The following is a 17,061-nucleotide window of genomic DNA, read 5'->3' as shown; positions in this document are numbered from 1 at the left end:
TGAAGCTGATTATTTCAGGGTAACGGTGCCTTTCATCATCGAGATGTGGCCCGGGAACGAGCAGAAGAAACCGTATGCCTCACCGGCAGCCAGTTTAGACACGTCGAAGGTCACCGAGTCTTTTTCCCCGGCTCCGATGACCTTGGTGTGGGCGATGATGCGAGTATCACCTTCTTTCAGGTAATTCTTGTCGATGCCAGCGCCCAGGCCATCGGTGGCGATCGGCTGCATGTCAGCCTCTTTGCTCAGTACCCAGTTATGGCCCATGACGTTTTTCGGCAAGCTGCCCGAATGCGTCAGCTCAACGGTGAACGTCTTGCAGCTCTTGTCGATCTCGATGGCCTTGGTGTTGAAGGACATCTGGTCGGTCGAGTCGATGGTGGTCTTGCACTCCGCTGCCATCAGTTGGCTGCTGGCCAGCGTCAACAGGGATACTGCAACAAGTTTGGCAAACATCGTGAATCTCCAAGGCATGGTTAACAAAAATCCGTCAAAGGGGAAGACTGCCTGAATTTCAGACAAGTTCCTATGACCTGAATCAAAGATTGTATACAACTTAAGGCTATCAGCCTGATGGACACAATCAACCAGCCAGAGGGATGACGCCGCTCTATGATCAGCCTCACCACCTCTCGGGAGCGCCCATCATGAACGTCAACAGCCTGTTATGCAGCTTGCTCGCCGCCTACGCCTGCGGCGCCAGTGGCACCTACGAAAAGCCTCAACGCGAGGTTTAAACGCTTTGCGCGATCAAGGCCAGGCTTTACTCTGGGTCGGTTACTGATCATGGAGTAAAGCATGTCCATCGCGTCTGTTTGTGTATTTTGCGGCGCCAGCACCGGCACCGATCCAGCGTATCGTGAAGCGGCGCAGGCCCTGGGCCGGGCATTGGCGGAACGAAAATTGACCCTGGTCTACGGCGGCGGTGCCGTCGGCCTGATGGGGATCGTCGCTGACGCAGCCCTGGCGGCCGGCGGCGAGGTCATCGGCATCATCCCGCAAAGCCTCAAGGACAAGGAAATCGGCCACAGCGGCCTGACCCGTCTGGAAGTGGTGGACGGCATGCACGCCCGCAAGGCACGCATGGCCGAACTCAGCGATGCCTTCATCGCCCTGCCCGGCGGCCTCGGCACGCTGGAGGAGCTGTTCGAAGTCTGGACCTGGGGCCAGCTCGGCTACCACGGCAAACCGCTGGGGTTGCTGGAAGTGAACGGTTTCTACAGCAAGCTCACCGGTTTTCTCGATCATATCGTCGGCGAAGGCTTCGTCCGCGCGCCCCATCGTGACATGCTGCAAGTGAGCGAATCAGCGCAGAACCTGCTCGATGCGCTGGACGAATGGCAACCGTCAGTGCAGCCAAAGTGGGCCGAACAAAAACCCAGCTAACGGCTCGGCCCCGATACAGGGCAGAATATGCGCCGCTCAACCTCACCTTCGACCCCAGAGGATCGCCCATGGCCAAACCCAATTATTCCTTCGCCAAACGTCAGAGAGACTTGGCCAAGGAGCAGAAGAAAGAGGAAAAGCTGCAGCGCAAGAAAGCCACAGCTGAAGAAGAAGCCGCACTGACCCCGGATGCCGAAGGCGAAGTGGCGGCAGAAGATGATGTTGATGCACCGAAAGATCAGGCTCCCGACGCCTGATACCCCCAGGGCCCGATGATTCGATCCGGCCCCCCGGTTCTGTGTCCAGGGCCGGCAGTCCCACTGCCGGCCCTCACAATCCCAGCGCCTTGATAATCGACAGGCGATAGCCTGCAGGTAGATTGGCCGGCAATTGGCCAGGCTCGAACAACCCGATCTGCTTGTGCTCATGGCTGATCATCGGCACGAAACCGCCCAGCAACTGGCAGCGGTACGTGGAGATGAAGACGTGCTTGCCGGGAATGACCTCGAACAAGTACGAATCCAGCGGCTCCCCCACGCTTACCTCAACCGCCAGCTCCTCATCGATCTCCCGTGCCAGGCACTGCGGCGCCGTTTCGCCCAGCTCGATCCGTCCACCGGGCAGCTCCCATTCGTCCCGTTCGTTGAGCATCAGCACGACCAGGCCTTCGGGAGATTGCAGCACGCCTTTGATGGAAACCGGGAACATGGTGAAACCTCATCATCCACAGGACACACAACCTGTGGGAGCCTAACCCTGTGGGAGCCGAGCTTGCTCCCACATTTTCCACACAGCGATCATGACTCCAGCGGCATCACCGTCACCCGTACCTCGGGGTCATGATTGCCGCCGCCCAGGATCACTCCCCGCAACGGCGACACATCGGAAAAATCCCGGCCCCAGGCCAGGGTGATGTGTTCCAAGGCCGGCTGGACGTTGTTGGTCGGGTCGAAGTCCACCCAACCCAATACCGGGCAATACACCGAGACCCAGGCATGGGACGCATCGGCGCCAATCAGCCTTGGTTGGCCGGGTGGCGGCTGGGTCAGCAGGTAGCCACTGACGTAACGCGCCGCCAGCCCGCGAGAACGTACGCAGGCCAGCATCAAGTGGGCGAAGTCCTGGCACACGCCCCGCCGCCGCTCCAGCACCTCCACCAGCGGCGTGGCCACCTGGGTGGCTTCGGCATCGAAGGTGAACTCATCGAAAATCTTTTCCATCAGCGCCCGCACGCCAACCATCAACGGTCGCCCCGGCGGGAAGCAACTTTCGGAAAACTCGACGAAGCTGCGCTTGAGGTGCACATACGGTGACTCGAAACGAAAACGGCACGCCTCCAGCAATGGCGCCGCCAGTGGCCGGCCGCTGTAAGTCAGCGCGTTGCAGGTCGACTCCCAGGCCGGGGACAGGTTGAAGTCCAGCGCGGGGCGAGACAGCACCTCGACGCCCAGGCGAGCATTGACCAGCAGCTCGTCGTGGGGGCGTTCGAAGGCCAGGCGCGTCAGCGGATTGCCGAACACATCCTGCTCATCGCGACGGGTCGTCGGCTCCGGGCTGATCAGCAACTGCTGTTCGGTGCAACGCTGCCAGTCACAGGCGCGCGGCCACAGATGGGCAAGCTGCTGGGCCAGGGACACCGGGCTGTCGTAGTGGTAATGGGTGTCGTGGAGTATCTGGTAACGAGCGCTCATCAGACGGACACCGTACGTTGGCTGACGTCATCGACGTGGGCGAAATGACGCAAGGCCAGGCGATCGGATACCTGGCCACCGACATCGGCCACTTCCTGCAACAGGTCGGCCAGCCCATCAAGTGCTGCGCGCAGGCTGGCCTCACCAAACAGGGGGTTTTCCAGGCAACGCAAGTCAAAGCGAGAAAGACGCGTCACCAACTCTGGCAAGGCCGTTTCCTTCGGTGCGCCAAAATCGTCGTTCAGGCGTTTGAGCGTGCGGGCCACCAGCTTTAACTGGAAAAGCACCGCGTGGGGGTTCTGTTCGTCCAGCAACAACAGGTCCAGCACCGGGATCAGTTGCGCCACAGCCAGGTAGCGCGAACGGTAGGTGATGCTGCTGTTGCCCAGTTCCAGCAGCCACTCAAGCCCAGCCTGGTCGAACACTGCATCGCTGCGCAAAAACGCCGCCAGGCTGCTGCTGAGGAACTGCAAGCGTTCCAGGCGCCGGCCAATCATCAAGAAGCGCCAGCCCTCGTCGCGGGTCATGTCGTCCAAGGCAAATCCGGACAACGCCGCCAGGGACATCACTAGCCGATTGAGGAAATCCAGCAACTCACCGAAATCCGGCTCCTCGGTTTCCAGCTCCATCGCTTCGCGCTGCAACTCCACCAGCGCCTGCCAGTTCTCCCGGGACAGCTTGCCGCGAACCTGCGAGGCCGCCCACTGCAAGCGCTGCAGGTTGGAGCGCAGGCTGAACGACCAATCGTCTCCCAACAGCGCCGCCAGCAAACGCTCGTGCAGCTCGCCCTCCTCAGGCAGCAGCATCAGGCTTTCGCCCAGGGACACCGCCGACTGCAGGGCCTGCGGGTCGTCGCCATCGACGTAACGCCCCAACATGATCCGCAGCAGCCGCGCGCTGTCGTCGCAGCGTTCGCAGTAACGGCCGAACCAGAACAGGTTTTCCACCACCCGCGACGGCAGGTACGGATCGCGTCGAACCAGGTCGTGGACGCCTACGGTTCGCTGGGCCGTCCATTGTTCACCACCGGGGGCCTGCTCGCCCAACACCCAAGTATCCTTGCTGGCGCCGCCGCGCTGCATCGACACCACTTCGGCGTCGGCCTCGGCGGCCACGCGGGTCAGGCCCCCCGACAGCACCCGATAATCATCCTTCCCGGACACGGCATACACGCGCATGCCAATGGCCCGAGGCTGGATGTGCCCGTCTTCGGCCTGCCAGACCGGGGCCTGGGACAGTTGCGCCAGCTCCTGGGCGACATAGGCATAGGGCCGAGCCTGCATGCGCGCCGCCAGTTGGCCGCGCTGCGCCTCGTTCAGGTCCCGGCCGAACACCGGGGTGAAGCTTTGGGAAGGAAACGCCGGCTTGATCAACAGTTGCGGCAGCTTTTCCAGGGCCTGGGCCAGCACCGGCGGCTCACCGCACCACCAGGTGGCGATGGACGGCAGTATCAATTCCTCGCCGAACAGATACTGGTTGATCTTCGGCAGGAACCCCAACAGGCCCGGTGACTCCAGCACGCCGCTGCCCAGGGCATTGGCCACCAGCACACGGCCCTGGCGCACCGCTTCCAGCAGTCCCGGCACGCCGAGGGCTGAATCGGTACGCAGCTCCAGGGGGTCGCAGAAATCGTCGTCGAGCCGGCGCATGATGGCGTGGACCCGGCGCAGGCCACTGAGGGTCTTGAGGTAGACCGTGGCGTCCCGCACGGTCAGGTCGCCCCCCTCCACCAGCGGATAGCCAAGCTGGCGTGCCAGATAAAGATGCTCGAAATAACTTTCGTTGAACCGCCCCGGCGTCAACAGCACCACCAGTGGCGACTCACCGTCGCTGGGTGCCTGTCGTGCCAGGGTTTCCTGCAAGGTGCGGAAGAACCCGGACAGGTGGCGCACCCTCAGGTCGCGATACAGCTCGGGGAACGCGCGGGAAACGATCATGCGATTTTCCAGCGCATAACCGGCCCCCGAAGGCGCCTGGGTCCGATCCGCCGTGACCCACCATCGGCCATCGGGCGTGCGCGCCAGATCCACCGCATACAAGTGCAGGAAGCTGCCATCCGGTGGGGTAATGCCCTGGCAGGGCCAAAGGAAATTGTTGTGCCCGAATACCAGCTCTGCCGGCAGCAGCCCTTCGCTGATCAGCCGCTGTGGCCCATACAGGTCGGCCAGAACCGCATTGAGCAGCCGCGCACGCTGGGCGATCCCGGCCGACAGATGTTTCCATTCCTGCGGGTCGATCACGTGGGGCAGCAGGTCCAGCTCCCACGGCCGGTCGGCGCCCTTCGGATCGGCGTAGACGTTATAGGTGACACCGTTTTCCTGGATCTGCCGAGCCAGCAGCGCCTGACGCTGGATCAGGTGAGCCGGCGTGCTGCGCTGCAACTGATCGAACAACCGCCGCCAGTGCGGACGCACCGCACCGTTGTCGTCCAACAGTTCGTGATAGGTGCCCGTCGTCAGCGGGTAACGGTCAAGCAGGTCAGGCATGGAAAGCTCGGCAGACGGCAATAAAAGGTGAGACTAGCGCAAGCGCATGACGCCCGGATAGGTGGAAGAGTGTGACCAGACGCTGGGTCGTGCCCTGTAGGAGCTGCCGGAGGCTGCGATCTTTTGATCTTTCGCTTGGGACTCAAGTGTCTGGGGAAAGATCGCAGCCTCGTTGCACTCGACAGCTCCTACACAGCTCCTACATTGAAGCCCCTGGAAAGCGTCGCAGATCGAGTGTGAGCGGAAACTCGTCATCCATGGCCAGGCTGGGTATCGGAAGTTTCCCTGGCGTGTGTCCGATACGGAAGAAACGCGCCATCCGCCGGCTTTCGGCCTCGTTGGCATTCACCGGCAGGCTGTCGTAGTTACGCCCGCCCGGATGGGCCACGTGATACTGGCAGCCGCCCACGGAACGTTGCATCCAAGTGTCGAGCAAATCGAAGACCAGTGGCGCATGCACCGGGATGGTCGGTTGCAGGCAGTTGGCCGGTTGCCAGGCGCGGAAACGCACCCCGGCGACGAACTCGCCGACCCGGCCGGTGGGTTGCAACGGCACCGGCACACCATTGCAGGTCAGCAGGTAGCGTTGCGGCGCCAGGCCGCTGAGCTTGACCTGCAAGCGCTCCAGGGAGGAATCCACATAACGCACGGTACCGCCCACCGCGCCCTCTTCCCCCAGCACATGCCAAGGTTCGAGGGCCTGGCGCAATTGCAGCTCGATACCGCTGACCGCGTAATCGCCCACCTTGGGGAAGCGGAACTCCAGGTGCGCAGCGAACCACTCGGCCCGCAGCGGGTAGCCGGCGGCGTTCAGCTCATGGATGACGTCGGCAAAATCCTGCTCGATAAAGTGCGGCAACAGGAACCGGTCATGCAGCTCGGTGCCCCAGCGCGCCAGTTTCGCCGGCGCATAAGGCTCGCGCCAGAACCGCGCCACCAGCGCCCGCAGCAGTAATTGCTGGGCCAGGCTCATGCGGGCGTGGGGTGGCATCTCGAAAGCACGCAACTCCAACAGGCCGAGACGCCCGGTGGCGCCGTCCGGCGAATAGAGCTTGTCGATGCAGAATTCGGCACGGTGGGTATTGCCGGTCACGTCGATCAACAGGTTGCGCAACAGGCGATCGACCAACCACGGCGGGCATTCCTCGCCGGGCTGTGGCATTTGCGCGAAAGCGATTTCCAGCTCGTACAACGCGTCGTTGCGCGCCTCGTCCACGCGAGGTGCCTGGGAGGTCGGGCCGATGAACAATCCGGAAAACAGGTAGGACAACGACGGATGGTTATGCCAGTAACTGATCAGGCTGCGCAGCAGGTCGGGACGCCGCAGAAACGGAGAGTCAGCCGGTGTCGCGCCACCCAGTACGAAATGGTTACCGCCGCCGGTGCCTGTGTGCCGGCCATCAATCATGAATTTCTCGGTGGTCAGTCGGGTCTGTCGCGCTTCTTCGTATAAAAATTCAGTGCGCTCGACCAACTCATCCCAGGTCGCCGAAGGCTGCACGTTGACCTCGATCACACCGGGGTCGGGGGTGATGCGGAAATTGCCCAGGCGCGGGTCGCTCGGCGGCTCGTAGCCCTCCAACAGCACCGGACAGTGCAGCTCCTCAGCCGTCGCCTCGATGGCGCTGACCAGTTCCAGGTAATCCTCGACCCGCTCCAGTGGCGGCATGAACAGGTACAGCCGACCTTCGCGGGCCTCGGCACAGAAAGCCGTGCGGGTCAGCCAGTCGGCGGATTTGTCGATCTCCGGGACACGCTCCTGCTCGGTCGCCGGCTCGCCGTGACGCGCCAGTTGCTCGGTGCCGGGCAGCTCGGGCAAGTCCTGGTTCGGGTCGGTGGGGTGGATGAACGGGTACTCGGCCGCCGTCACCCAAGGCTGGGACGCCAGTGGCAAGCGATAGCCCAGGGGCGAATCCCCCGGCACCAGGCGGCAGTGACTGTCACGCAGGTACCAGCGACCGCTTTGCCATTGATCGCCCTTGGCGGTGCGGGCCAGCGGCAGGACCTGGCCGATGACCTTGTCCAGCCCTTGGTTGAAGACCTTGCGCAACCGTGCACGCTCCAGGGCGTCCTCCAGGCGTGGGTCCTCGGCCGTGACATTCGAAGGCAATGCACCTTCGCGCCAGAGGTAATAGAAGTTGTCTTCGTAGGCCGGAAACACGAACCGCGCAGGAATTTTCAAACGCTCGGCAACGCTCGCCAGGAAACGTCCGGCCAGTTCGCCATCGGCGCCGTAGTCCTCCTGCTCATCGGCGATCAACGCGCTGTTGTGCCAGATCGGCACCCCGTCGCGCCGCCAATAGCAATTGAGCGACCAGCGCGGCAATTGCTCGCCGGGGTACCACTTGCCCTGGCCGAAATGCACCAGCCCCTTGGGCGCATAGTGCTTGCGCATGCGCTGGAACAGCTCGGCGGAGAGCCGGCGCTTGTCCGGCCCGAGTGCCGCGGTGTTCCACTCGGCGCCATCCGGGTCATCGATGGAGACAAAGGTCGGTTCGCCCCCCATGGTCAGGCGCACGTCGCCTTCCAACAGGTCGGCATCAATCTGGCGCCCCAGTGCCTGGATCGCCAGCCACTGTGCGTCGGTGTAAGGCTTGGTCACCCGCGGTGCTTCCCAGACCCGCTCGACGGACATTTCGTGGCTGAACTCACACTCGCAAGGCTCCACCAAGCCACTGATCGGGGCCGCCGAGGACGGATCGGGACTACAGGCCAACGGGATGTGGCCTTCACCGGCGAACAACCCGGATGTCGCATCCAGGCCGATCCAGCCAGCACCGGGCAGGTAGACCTCGCACCAGGCATGCAGGTCGGTGAAGTCCACGTCGGTGCCGGACGGGCCATCAAGGCTTTTCACATCGGCAGTCAACTGGATCAGGTAACCGGAAACGAAACGCGCGGCCAAGCCAAGGTTGCGCAACAGCTGCACCAACAGCCAGGCCGAGTCGCGGCAAGAGCCGGATGCGTGCTCAAGGGTGTGCTCCGGGGTCTGCACGCCCGGCTCCATGCGAATCAGGTAGTTGATGTCTTCGCTCAGGCGCTGGTTGAGCGCCACCAAAAAATCCACCGCAGGCAACGGCGTGCGGTCGATGCCGTCCAGATAGGCCTGGAATTTCGGCGTCAGCGGCAGGGTTTCCAGGTAAGGCGCCAACTCCTTGCGCTCGTCGGCCGCGTAGGCGAACGGAATCTTTTCGGCGTAGGGCTCGAGAAAGAAGTCAAACGGATTGAACACCGCCATTTCCGCCAGCAGATCGACTTCGATGCGCATCTCCCGGGTTTTCTCGGGAAACACCAGCCGCGCCAGGTAGTTGCCCTGGGGGTCCTGCTGCCAGTTGATGAAATGCTGCTCGGGGGAAACCTTCAGCGAATAGGAAAGAATCCGCGTGCGGCTGTGGGCCGCCGGGCGCAGGCGAACGATCTGCGGGCCGAGCTCGACGGCGCGGTCGTAGCGGTAATGCGTGACGTGATGCAATGCGACATGAATCGACACGACGTGCCTCCTGCGAGCCTGGGCGTTATCGAAAGCGGCGCAAGACTTATGCCATGCAGGCAGGCCGGACACTTTCTTTGTCTACTCAAGGCAGTAGAGCACTAAAAACGCGCGCTGCCCGAATTCATCTGCAAAGCAATGCACATAAATGCGGCGCCGGCAGCGCAAATCGACTCAGCGACGCGGGCGTGATGCCTTGGCGGCCTGGATGATCAGCGCGCGTTGGCGGCGGATGTCGACGAGTTTGCTGCGCATCTCCCGATGGCGCTTGCTGTTGAGCAGCAAGAGCCCCAGCAGTGGCAACAACACCGCGAATAGGTACACGCCCTGATGCGGTCGATAAGCGAACGTCGGCAGCACCGCCGCCAGACAGGCCAGGAAATACCCCGCCACCCACCAGACCGCCCAGGCGCGCCCGCGAGCGATCAAGAGGTTGCCCGAGACCAGAACGATCACCAGGGCCAAAGTACCGAGCCCGACATAGTCGGTCCTGGCTGACGGCTCCAGGGCACGCCAATAAGTGGTCCCGGCCAACACAAGCAGCGTGGACCCGGAAAAGCAGCCCAGCAGGATCGTCCCCATGAAAACCGGAAAATAGCGGGCGAGGAATGGCTTCAGCGATCCGCCACCGATCATTCCGTGAACTCCTCGTACAAGCCGACGGCAACCGTTTTCACGGCGCCCTCGCCGGTATAACTGCCAATGATCCCCAGCGCGCCTCCGAGGGAGTCCTTTATCTGAGTCAGCGTCGCGTGCCTGATTTCAGCTGAAGAATAACGTTTGGGCATGGCCCCCGCGCGTTGCTGCAACTTGAGTAACTTCGCCGTCAGGCTCGGGTCCTTGAGCGTCAACAGTTCCTTGGTCAGCTTGCTTCGCTCTTGCCGATTCAGGCCCTTGAGCAACTGATACCAACTCTTTCCAGTGCCGGCCGCTTTGTTGGCCTTGAGTAGCCGGACAGTCGTCAGCGCCGAGCCACCAACACCCACCAGGGAAACCCCGTCAAGGATCGGCGACACGATGTTGTACCAGTCAGCGTCATTCATCTCATCGTTGCCGGTCGGATTGGTCAGCTCATTGGCCACCCGCATCCCACCAATGACGCATTGCGCGGTGCTGGCCGTCGCGGCAGCGGCGCCCAGGGCAACGACAAAGGCACTTGCCCCCGCCGTAAAGGGCACGGCGACGCTTCCACTGAACACCACCACCCAACCAATCACAGCGGCGACACAGGACAAGCCGGCATTGGTTGCTTCAAGCCCAAGCTTGGACTCGCGCGGGCTGCTTTTTACCTGATCGATGAATTGCTGCGGTGCGATGTATTTTTTCGCCTCGCGCAGAATGATGCGCTTGGGCGCGATGCTGCAAATCGGCTTGAATTCGCGCAGGGTCACGACGTTGTATTCGGAATCGATATACACCACACCCGCACCGGCGATGCCAGGATCGGCGTCGATGGCAGCAAACAGGCGTGGCAGGTTGATCTGGCTTTCGATGCGTTTGCGGGCCATGAACTGGGAGAAACTCAGGTCCATGCCGATGCCCGTTGAAGCGCTGCTCATATGAATCGTCCTTGAGAATCGGAGGGTGAATCTTTGTCCACACTGAACCTTGTGGCGAGGGGATTTATCCCCTCGCCACAAAGGCTATGCATCCGCCATCGTGCCGTAAGGCGGGCGCCACGATAACAAACGGCCAGCACCCTCGCTAGAAAGCAAAACGCCAGCACTTAGGCTGGCGTTTTACGAGGTGGCTAGGCGATCAGCGCGGCACGACAGGCTTGCGCGCCGGTTTCGGTCCTTTGCCCTTGGCGGCGTCCTTGCGTTCCTTGGCGGCCTGCTGGTTGCGGGCGAATGCCGCGGCCTTGGCCTGCTCGCGCTTGTCCCACGGGTTGCCGCCGTCGCTGGCGCGCGGTGGCAGGCCGGTGTGCTGGGTCAGGATCTTGGTGGTTTCCTTGCCCACCTTGTGGCTGCCGGCTGGCGTCGAGTTCTTGCGACGGGCGCTCTGGTAGCTGTCGGTGGCCGGCTGGTGCAACGGAATCAGTTGGTTCTTGCCCGGCCCGATCAGGTCGGCGCGGCCCATGCGGGTCAGCGCTTCGCGCAGCATCGGCCAGCCCTTGGGGTCGTGATAGCGCAGGAAGGCCTTGTGCAGGCGGCGCTGTTCCTCGCTCTTGACGATGGTCACCGCGTCGCTCTTGTAGGTGACCTTGCGCAGCGGGTTCTTGCCCGAGTGGTACATGGCCGTGGCCGTGGCCATCGGCGACGGATAGAACGCCTGCACCTGGTCGGCCCGGAAACCATTGCCCTTGAGCCAGAGCGCCAGGTTCATCATGTCTTCGTCGGTGGTGCCCGGGTGGGCGGCGATGAAGTACGGAATCAGGTACTGCTCTTTTCCGGCTTCCTTGGTGTACTTCTCGAACATCCGCTTGAATTTGTCATAGCTGCCGATGCCCGGCTTCATCATCTGGTTGAGCGGGCCTTCCTCGGTGTGCTCCGGAGCGATCTTCAGGTAACCGCCGACGTGGTGGGTCACCAGTTCCTTGACGTATTCCGGCGACTCGACCGCCAGGTCGTAACGCAGGCCGGAGGCAATCAGGATCTTCTTCACGCCAGGCAAGGCCCGGGCGCTGCGGTACAGCTGGATCAGCGAAGAATGGTCAGTGTTCAGGTTCGGGCAGATGCCGGGGAACACGCACGACGGCTTGCGGCACGCGGATTCGATTTCCGGGCTCTTGCAGGCGATGCGGTACATGTTCGCGGTCGGGCCGCCGAGGTCGGAAATGACCCCGGTGAAACCCGGGACCTTGTCGCGGATCTCTTCGATCTCGCGAATGATCGACTCTTCGGAGCGGTTCTGGATGATCCGGCCTTCGTGCTCGGTGATCGAGCAGAACGTGCAGCCGCCAAAGCAGCCACGCATGATGTTCACCGAGAAACGGATCATCTCGTAGGCCGGGATCTTCTCCTTGCCGTACGCCGGATGGGGAACACGTGCGTAAGGCATGCCAAACACGTAGTCCATTTCTTCGGTGGTCATCGGAATGGGCGGCGGGTTGAACCAGACATCGACTTCGCCGTGCTTCTGCACCAGGGCGCGGGCATTGCCTGGGTTGGTTTCCAGGTGAAGCACGCGGTTGGCGTGAGCGTAGAGCACCGCGTCGCCACGAACCTTTTCCACCGATGGCAGACGGATCACGGTCTTGTCGCGGGTCATTTTCGGGCTCGCCAGGATCTGTACGACCTTGGCTTCGCTCGGGTCCTCGACCGGCCCCTTCTCCTGCTCGATGGCACAAGCTTGAGTGTCCTGGGTGTTGACGTACGGGTTGATGATCTTGTCGATCTTGCCCGGACGGTCGATGCGCGTGGAGTCGACTTCGTACCAGCCTTGCGGCGTGTCACGACGGATGAAGGCCGTGCCGCGCACGTCGGTGATGTCTTCGATCTTGTGGCCGTAGGACAGGCGCTGGGCGACTTCGACAATCGCCCGCTCGGCGTTGCCGTAGAGCAGGATGTCGGCGCAGGCGTCGATCAGGATCGAGTTGCGCACCCGGTCCTGCCAGTAATCGTAGTGAGCGATACGGCGCAGCGACGCTTCGATACCACCCAGCACGATCGGCACATGCTTGTAGGCTTCCTTGCAGCGCTGGCTGTAGACCAGGCTCGCACGGTCCGGCCGTTTGCCCGCCATGCCGCCCGGGGTGTAGGCGTCATCGGAGCGGATTTTCTTGTCGGCGGTGTAGCGGTTGATCATCGAATCCATGTTGCCGGCCGCGACACCGAAAAACAGGTTGGGCTCGCCAAGCTTCATGAAGTCGTCTTTGGACTGCCAGTTCGGCTGGGCAATGATCCCGACGCGAAAGCCCTGGGCTTCCAGCAAACGGCCAATGATCGCCATGCCGAACGACGGGTGATCGACGTAGGCATCACCGGTCACGATGATGATGTCGCACGAATCCCAGCCGAGCTGATCCATCTCCTCCCTGCTCATGGGCAGGAATGGCGCCGGACCGAAACATTCGGCCCAGTACTTGGGATAGTCAAATAACGGCTTGGCTGCTTGCATGTCGATAACCGGTATAAAAGATGAAAAATCGCGGGCGCGGAATATAGCACAAAAAATAACCAATTCCGACGGCTATGGTCGGAAATTGGTGGCGCACCTTTCGCGAGCAGGCTCGCTCCCACAGAGGAATGTATTCCAAGGTGGGAGCGAGCCTGCTCCGGGCGGCGTTCCGACGATGAGGCCGGATCAGACGATGAAGAGCTTACTCATCGTCGTCAAAATTGTAGCTACCCGGCGCCAGGTTCTCGAACCGAGTGTATTTACCGATGAACGCCAGGCGGATGAAGCCGATCGGGCCGTTCCGCTGCTTGCCGATGATGATTTCGGCGATGCCCTTGTGCTCCGTCTCGGGGTGATACACCTCGTCGCGGTACACGAACATGATGACGTCGGCGTCCTGCTCGATCGCTCCGGATTCCCGCAAGTCGGAGTTCACGGGGCGCTTGTTGGGGCGCTGTTCCAGGGAACGGTTCAACTGGGAAAGTGCCACCACCGGGCAGTTGAATTCCTTGGCCAGGGCCTTGAGGGAACGGGAGATTTCGGAAATCTCGTTGGTCCGGTTGTCGCCGCTGGAACCAGGGATCTGCATCAACTGCAGGTAGTCGATCATGATCAGCGCGATGTCACCGTGCTCACGCACCAGGCGACGGGTCCGGGCGCGCATTTCCGACGGGCTGATACCGGCCGTATCGTCGATGAACAGCTTGCGGTCGTTGAGCAGGTTGACCGCCGACGTCAGGCGCGGCCAGTCGTCGTCTTCCAGCTGGCCGGAACGGACCTTGGTCTGGTCGATACGCCCCAGGGACGAAAGCATACGCATGATCAGCGATTCGCCTGGCATCTCGAGGGAGTACACCAGGACCGCCTTGTCGCTGCGCAGCACGGCGTTTTCCACCAGGTTCATCGCAAAGGTGGTCTTACCCATGGACGGACGGCCGGCGACGATGACCAGGTCGGACGGTTGCAGGCCGCTGGTCTTCTCGTCGAGGTCGGTGTAACCGGTGGACAGGCCGGTGATGGCGTTGTCGGTGTTGAACAAGGTGTCGATGCGATCGATGGCCTTGGTCAGCAGGTCGTTGACGCTGACCGGGCCGCCGGTTTTCGGGCGGGCCTCGGCGATCTGGAAGATCTGCCGTTCGGCTTCGTCAAGGATCTCGGCGGCGGTGCGGCCTTCCGGGTTGAAGGCGCTGTCGGCGATTTCGGTGCTGATGCCGATCAATTGGCGCAAGGTCGCCCGCTCGCGCACGATCTGGGCATAGGCCTTGATGTTGGCGACCGACGGCGTGTTTTTCGCCAGTTCACCCAGGTAACCGAGGCCGCCGACCTGAGACGTCTGCCCTTCCTTGTCCAATTGCTCGGCCAGGGTCACGACGTCGATCGGCATGTTCTGATCGGCCAGACGGGCGATCGCACGGAAAATCAGACGGTGGTCATGCCGGTAGAAATCGCCGTCGGAGACTTGATCGAGCACACGCTCCCAGGCGTTGTTGTCCAGCATCAGGCCACCGAGCACGGCCTGTTCGGCCTCGATGGAATGCGGAGGCACCTTCAGGGCAGCGGTTTGCAGATCGTATTGCTCGGGAGCGGTGATTTCGTTCATGGCCACTTCTGGTTATGAAAATCAGGAATTGCAGAAAGACAAAGGGCACGACCTGTAAACAGGATCGTGCCCGATGTTACCGGCAAGCACCCGAGGGTGCCAACCGACAGGTGTTGCTTAGGCTGCTACCACGACAACGCGTACGGTGGCTTCAACTTCGGCGTGCAGGTGCACGGCTACGTCGAATTCGCCTACGTTGCGGATGGTGCCGTTCGGCAGACGAACTTCACTTTTCGCAACTTCAACGCCGGAGGCGGTCAGTGCGTCAGCGATGTCGTGAGTACCGATCGAACCGAACAGCTTGCCTTCGTCGCCAGCGGTGGCAGTGATGGTCACTTCCAGCTCAGCCAGTTGGGCAGCACGGCTTTCAGCCGAGGTTTTACGGTCTGCGGCAGCTTTTTCCAGCTCAGCACGACGCTCTTCGAACGCAGCCAGGTTGGCAGCGGTCGCAGCGGTGGCTTTGCCGTAAGGCAGCAGGTAGTTACGACCGTAACCGGCCTTAACGTTTACTTTGTCACCCAGGTTGCCCAGGTTGGTGACTTTTTCCAGAAGGATCAGTTGCATGTGAAAATCCTCTAACTTTTAACCTTCACCGTTCGCGTTGTCGGCGTCTTTCGACGCCATACGACCGCGAAAATCAATCAGGCTGTCAACGATGGCCATGACCACGAGCAACGGACCGAGCAAGTGCATGAAAGGCAACAACGTCACGTACAACCCCACCAGCCAGAAAGTGGCCAGTCGTTTCTGCGCCACCAGCCCGTGAATCAGGGCCAGGCCGGCGAAGACCAGCGGTACACTGCACAACGGCAACAGGATCAGTGCATGCAGTCCGAAAAACGGAGCAACACACATGACGGCCAGCAGTGACAGCGCCACGCTCTTGGGGAATCGGATGGCGCGAAATTCGCGACCGAAACCACCGGGGTTATACAACAACGCCTGCCAATAGCGCCCAAGGATCAGGCACAGCACGCTAAAGATCTGCGACGATAACGCTATCGAGATGATCATCAGCGGAGCGCTAAGGGCGATGAAAAACGCCTTCTGGTCTGCCGAGAATGTCTCGTAGACCCCACCCATCGCCAGCGGCAGGACGTCTTCGAACGTCTGCGCCAGTGACTCGATGAAGGAACTGAAGACAGTTCCCAGGCTCACCGCACACAACAACCCCACGGCCACGCTGCACAGCAGCACGCGATTCCAGGTATGTCCGGCGCGCAGAACCAACGCCAGGCCACAAGCCCCGAGCAACACCAAAAGTGTTGTCGGGTCCTTCAGGAAGTACCAGCTCACCAACGCTGACAACATCCCGATACCCAGGACGCTCAAGGCGTCCGAACCGCGCCGCAGGAGCACAAGGCACCCAGCGGCGGCACTCAACCAGAACAACAGCGGCAATGCCGCGGATCCGGCCACAACCAACGTGGCCTGCACACGTCCCCGCATGATGAAGTCAGCTAAGGCGCGCATGCATTCAATCCCTTACTACTCGTCGACTGCCCGGTCTCAGCGGCCGTGGCTGTCGGTGTAGGCCAGCAGGGCCAGGAAGCGGGCGCGCTTGATAGCGGTGGCCAGCTGACGCTGATAACGAGCTTTGGTACCGGTGATACGGCTTGGAACGATTTTGCCGGTCTCGGATACGTAGGCTTTCAGAGTGTTGAGATCTTTGTAATCGATCTCTTTCACGTCTTCAGCGGTGAAGCGGCAGAATTTACGACGACGGAAGAAACGTGCCATGTGATTGGCTCCTTAAAAGGTCCGTGGATTACTCGTCAGCGTTATCGCTGTTGTCGCTGTCGCTATCGCTGTCATCGCCATCGGCGCTGTCAGAGTGCTCAGGACGGTCGCGACGCTCACGGCGCTCACTGCGGTTTTCTTCAGCCTTGAGCATCTCGGATTGGCCGGTGACGGCTTCTTCGCGACGGATGACCAGGTTACGGATCACTGCATCGTTGTAGCGGAAGTTGTCTTCCAGCTCGGCCAGGGCCTTGCCAGTGCACTCAACGTTCAGCATCACGTAGTGAGCCTTGTGAACATTGTTGATTGCGTAGGCCAGTTGACGACGGCCCCAATCTTCCAGACGGTGGATTTTGCCGCCGTCTTCTTCGATCAGCTTGGTGTAACGCTCAACCATGCCGCCGACTTGCTCGCTTTGATCCGGGTGGACCAAAAAGATGATTTCGTAATGACGCATGAATGCTCCTTACGGGTTGTAGCCTGCCGCTCAAAAACGGTCAGACAAGGAGTGAATGACACTTATGGACTTGTGGACGCTAGACACATAAGTGCCTGCCATCACAGCAAGGGGCGCAATTGTAGAGAAGGGCCGAGGGAGGTGCAAGGCAA

Annotated in this window: 15 protein-coding genes; 2 read left to right on the top strand and 13 right to left on the bottom strand. The window is 61.4% G+C overall.

Annotated features, from left to right (window positions below; all coding sequences use genetic code 11):
* Positions 1–9: 9 nt before the first annotated feature.
* Positions 10–456, bottom strand: a complete 447-nt coding sequence (gene azu, locus KI235_RS03020; RefSeq protein ID WP_003197280.1) for an azurin — start codon at positions 454–456, stop codon at positions 10–12.
* A 342-nt stretch (positions 457–798) separates the two neighbouring features.
* Between azu and KI235_RS03015 the strand changes: the two genes are divergently transcribed.
* A complete protein-coding gene (locus tag KI235_RS03015) occupies positions 799–1,386 on the top strand; it encodes a TIGR00730 family Rossman fold protein (RefSeq protein WP_003197276.1) in 588 nt (195 codons plus the stop codon).
* 68 nt (positions 1,387–1,454) lie between these two features.
* Positions 1,455–1,643, top strand: coding sequence for a hypothetical protein (locus KI235_RS03010; protein ID WP_003197274.1), 189 nt, complete (start codon positions 1,455–1,457; stop codon positions 1,641–1,643).
* A gap of 73 nt (positions 1,644–1,716) precedes the next feature.
* Here the strand turns inward: KI235_RS03010 and KI235_RS03005 are convergent, their stop codons facing one another.
* The 12 genes from KI235_RS03005 to rpsF form a co-directional block, all read right to left on the bottom strand.
* Entirely contained in the window at positions 1,717–2,094 is a 378-nt protein-coding gene (locus tag KI235_RS03005) for an NUDIX domain-containing protein (protein WP_003197272.1), read from the bottom strand.
* A gap of 89 nt (positions 2,095–2,183) precedes the next feature.
* Entirely contained in the window at positions 2,184–3,077 is an 894-nt protein-coding gene (locus tag KI235_RS03000; protein WP_003197271.1) for a transglutaminase family protein, read from the bottom strand.
* Positions 3,077–5,563, bottom strand: coding sequence for a circularly permuted type 2 ATP-grasp protein (locus KI235_RS02995; RefSeq protein ID WP_003197269.1), 2,487 nt, complete (start codon positions 5,561–5,563; stop codon positions 3,077–3,079). Before KI235_RS02995 ends, KI235_RS03000 begins: the two co-directional genes overlap by 1 nt.
* 199 nt (positions 5,564–5,762) lie before the next feature.
* Positions 5,763–9,053, bottom strand: coding sequence for a transglutaminase family protein (locus KI235_RS02990; protein ID WP_013692136.1), 3,291 nt, complete (start codon positions 9,051–9,053; stop codon positions 5,763–5,765).
* A 174-nt stretch (positions 9,054–9,227) separates the two neighbouring features.
* Positions 9,228–9,689, bottom strand: coding sequence for a hypothetical protein (locus tag KI235_RS02985; protein WP_003197265.1), 462 nt, complete (start codon positions 9,687–9,689; stop codon positions 9,228–9,230).
* Entirely contained in the window at positions 9,686–10,612 is a 927-nt protein-coding gene (locus KI235_RS02980; protein WP_003197263.1) for a hypothetical protein, read from the bottom strand. The genes KI235_RS02985 and KI235_RS02980 overlap by 4 nt, the downstream gene beginning before the upstream one ends.
* Before the next feature lie 199 nt (positions 10,613–10,811).
* On the bottom strand, positions 10,812–13,112 hold the full coding sequence (locus KI235_RS02975) for a YgiQ family radical SAM protein (protein WP_013692135.1): 2,301 nt from the start codon (positions 13,110–13,112) through the stop codon (positions 10,812–10,814).
* A gap of 202 nt (positions 13,113–13,314) precedes the next feature.
* Positions 13,315–14,712, bottom strand: a complete 1,398-nt coding sequence (gene dnaB / locus KI235_RS02970) for a replicative DNA helicase (RefSeq protein ID WP_003197253.1) — start codon at positions 14,710–14,712, stop codon at positions 13,315–13,317.
* Positions 14,713–14,829: 117 nt separating this feature from the next.
* Positions 14,830–15,276 carry a 50S ribosomal protein L9 gene (rplI, locus tag KI235_RS02965; RefSeq protein ID WP_003197251.1) on the bottom strand — a complete coding sequence of 149 codons (447 nt, stop codon included), beginning with the start codon at positions 15,274–15,276 and terminating at the stop codon, positions 14,830–14,832.
* An 18-nt stretch (positions 15,277–15,294) separates the two neighbouring features.
* Positions 15,295–16,185, bottom strand: a complete 891-nt coding sequence (locus tag KI235_RS02960) for a hypothetical protein (protein WP_003197248.1) — start codon at positions 16,183–16,185, stop codon at positions 15,295–15,297.
* A gap of 36 nt (positions 16,186–16,221) precedes the next feature.
* Positions 16,222–16,452, bottom strand: coding sequence for a 30S ribosomal protein S18 (rpsR, locus tag KI235_RS02955; protein ID WP_002551829.1), 231 nt, complete (start codon positions 16,450–16,452; stop codon positions 16,222–16,224).
* A 28-nt stretch (positions 16,453–16,480) separates the two neighbouring features.
* A complete protein-coding gene (gene rpsF / locus KI235_RS02950; RefSeq protein WP_003186395.1) occupies positions 16,481–16,909 on the bottom strand; it encodes a 30S ribosomal protein S6 in 429 nt (142 codons plus the stop codon).
* Positions 16,910–17,061 lie beyond the last annotated feature (152 nt).

It is taken from the genome of Pseudomonas sp. St386 (assembly GCF_018325865.1).
GTDB classification, from domain to species: Bacteria; Pseudomonadota; Gammaproteobacteria; order Pseudomonadales; family Pseudomonadaceae; genus Aquipseudomonas; species Aquipseudomonas brassicacearum.
This window is presented reverse-complemented; position numbering and strand designations above follow the sequence as displayed.

Excerpts from the sequence above, each read along its gene's own strand:
- KI235_RS03010 (WP_003197274.1), top strand. The coding sequence starts at position 1,455 with ATGGCCAAACCCAATTATTCCTTCGCCAAACGTCAGAGAGACTTGGCC.
- KI235_RS03005 (WP_003197272.1), bottom strand. The coding sequence starts at position 2,094 with ATGTTCCCGGTTTCCATCAAAGGCGTGCTGCAATCTCCCGAAGGCCTG.
- KI235_RS02960 (WP_003197248.1), bottom strand. The coding sequence starts at position 16,185 with ATGCGCGCCTTAGCTGACTTCATCATGCGGGGACGTGTGCAGGCCACG.
- KI235_RS03000 (WP_003197271.1), bottom strand. The coding sequence starts at position 3,077 with ATGAGCGCTCGTTACCAGATACTCCACGACACCCATTACCACTACGAC.
- KI235_RS02975 (WP_013692135.1), bottom strand. The coding sequence starts at position 13,112 with ATGCAAGCAGCCAAGCCGTTATTTGACTATCCCAAGTACTGGGCCGAA.
- KI235_RS02980 (WP_003197263.1), bottom strand. The coding sequence starts at position 10,612 with ATGAGCAGCGCTTCAACGGGCATCGGCATGGACCTGAGTTTCTCCCAG.
- KI235_RS02995 (WP_003197269.1), bottom strand. The coding sequence starts at position 5,563 with ATGCCTGACCTGCTTGACCGTTACCCGCTGACGACGGGCACCTATCAC.
- dnaB (WP_003197253.1), bottom strand. The coding sequence starts at position 14,712 with ATGAACGAAATCACCGCTCCCGAGCAATACGATCTGCAAACCGCTGCC.
- rpsR (WP_002551829.1), bottom strand. The coding sequence starts at position 16,452 with ATGGCACGTTTCTTCCGTCGTCGTAAATTCTGCCGCTTCACCGCTGAA.
- KI235_RS02985 (WP_003197265.1), bottom strand. The coding sequence starts at position 9,689 with ATGATCGGTGGCGGATCGCTGAAGCCATTCCTCGCCCGCTATTTTCCG.
- rpsF (WP_003186395.1), bottom strand. The coding sequence starts at position 16,909 with ATGCGTCATTACGAAATCATCTTTTTGGTCCACCCGGATCAAAGCGAG.
- azu (WP_003197280.1), bottom strand. The coding sequence starts at position 456 with ATGTTTGCCAAACTTGTTGCAGTATCCCTGTTGACGCTGGCCAGCAGC.
- rplI (WP_003197251.1), bottom strand. The coding sequence starts at position 15,276 with ATGCAACTGATCCTTCTGGAAAAAGTCACCAACCTGGGCAACCTGGGT.
- KI235_RS03015 (WP_003197276.1), top strand. The coding sequence starts at position 799 with ATGTCCATCGCGTCTGTTTGTGTATTTTGCGGCGCCAGCACCGGCACC.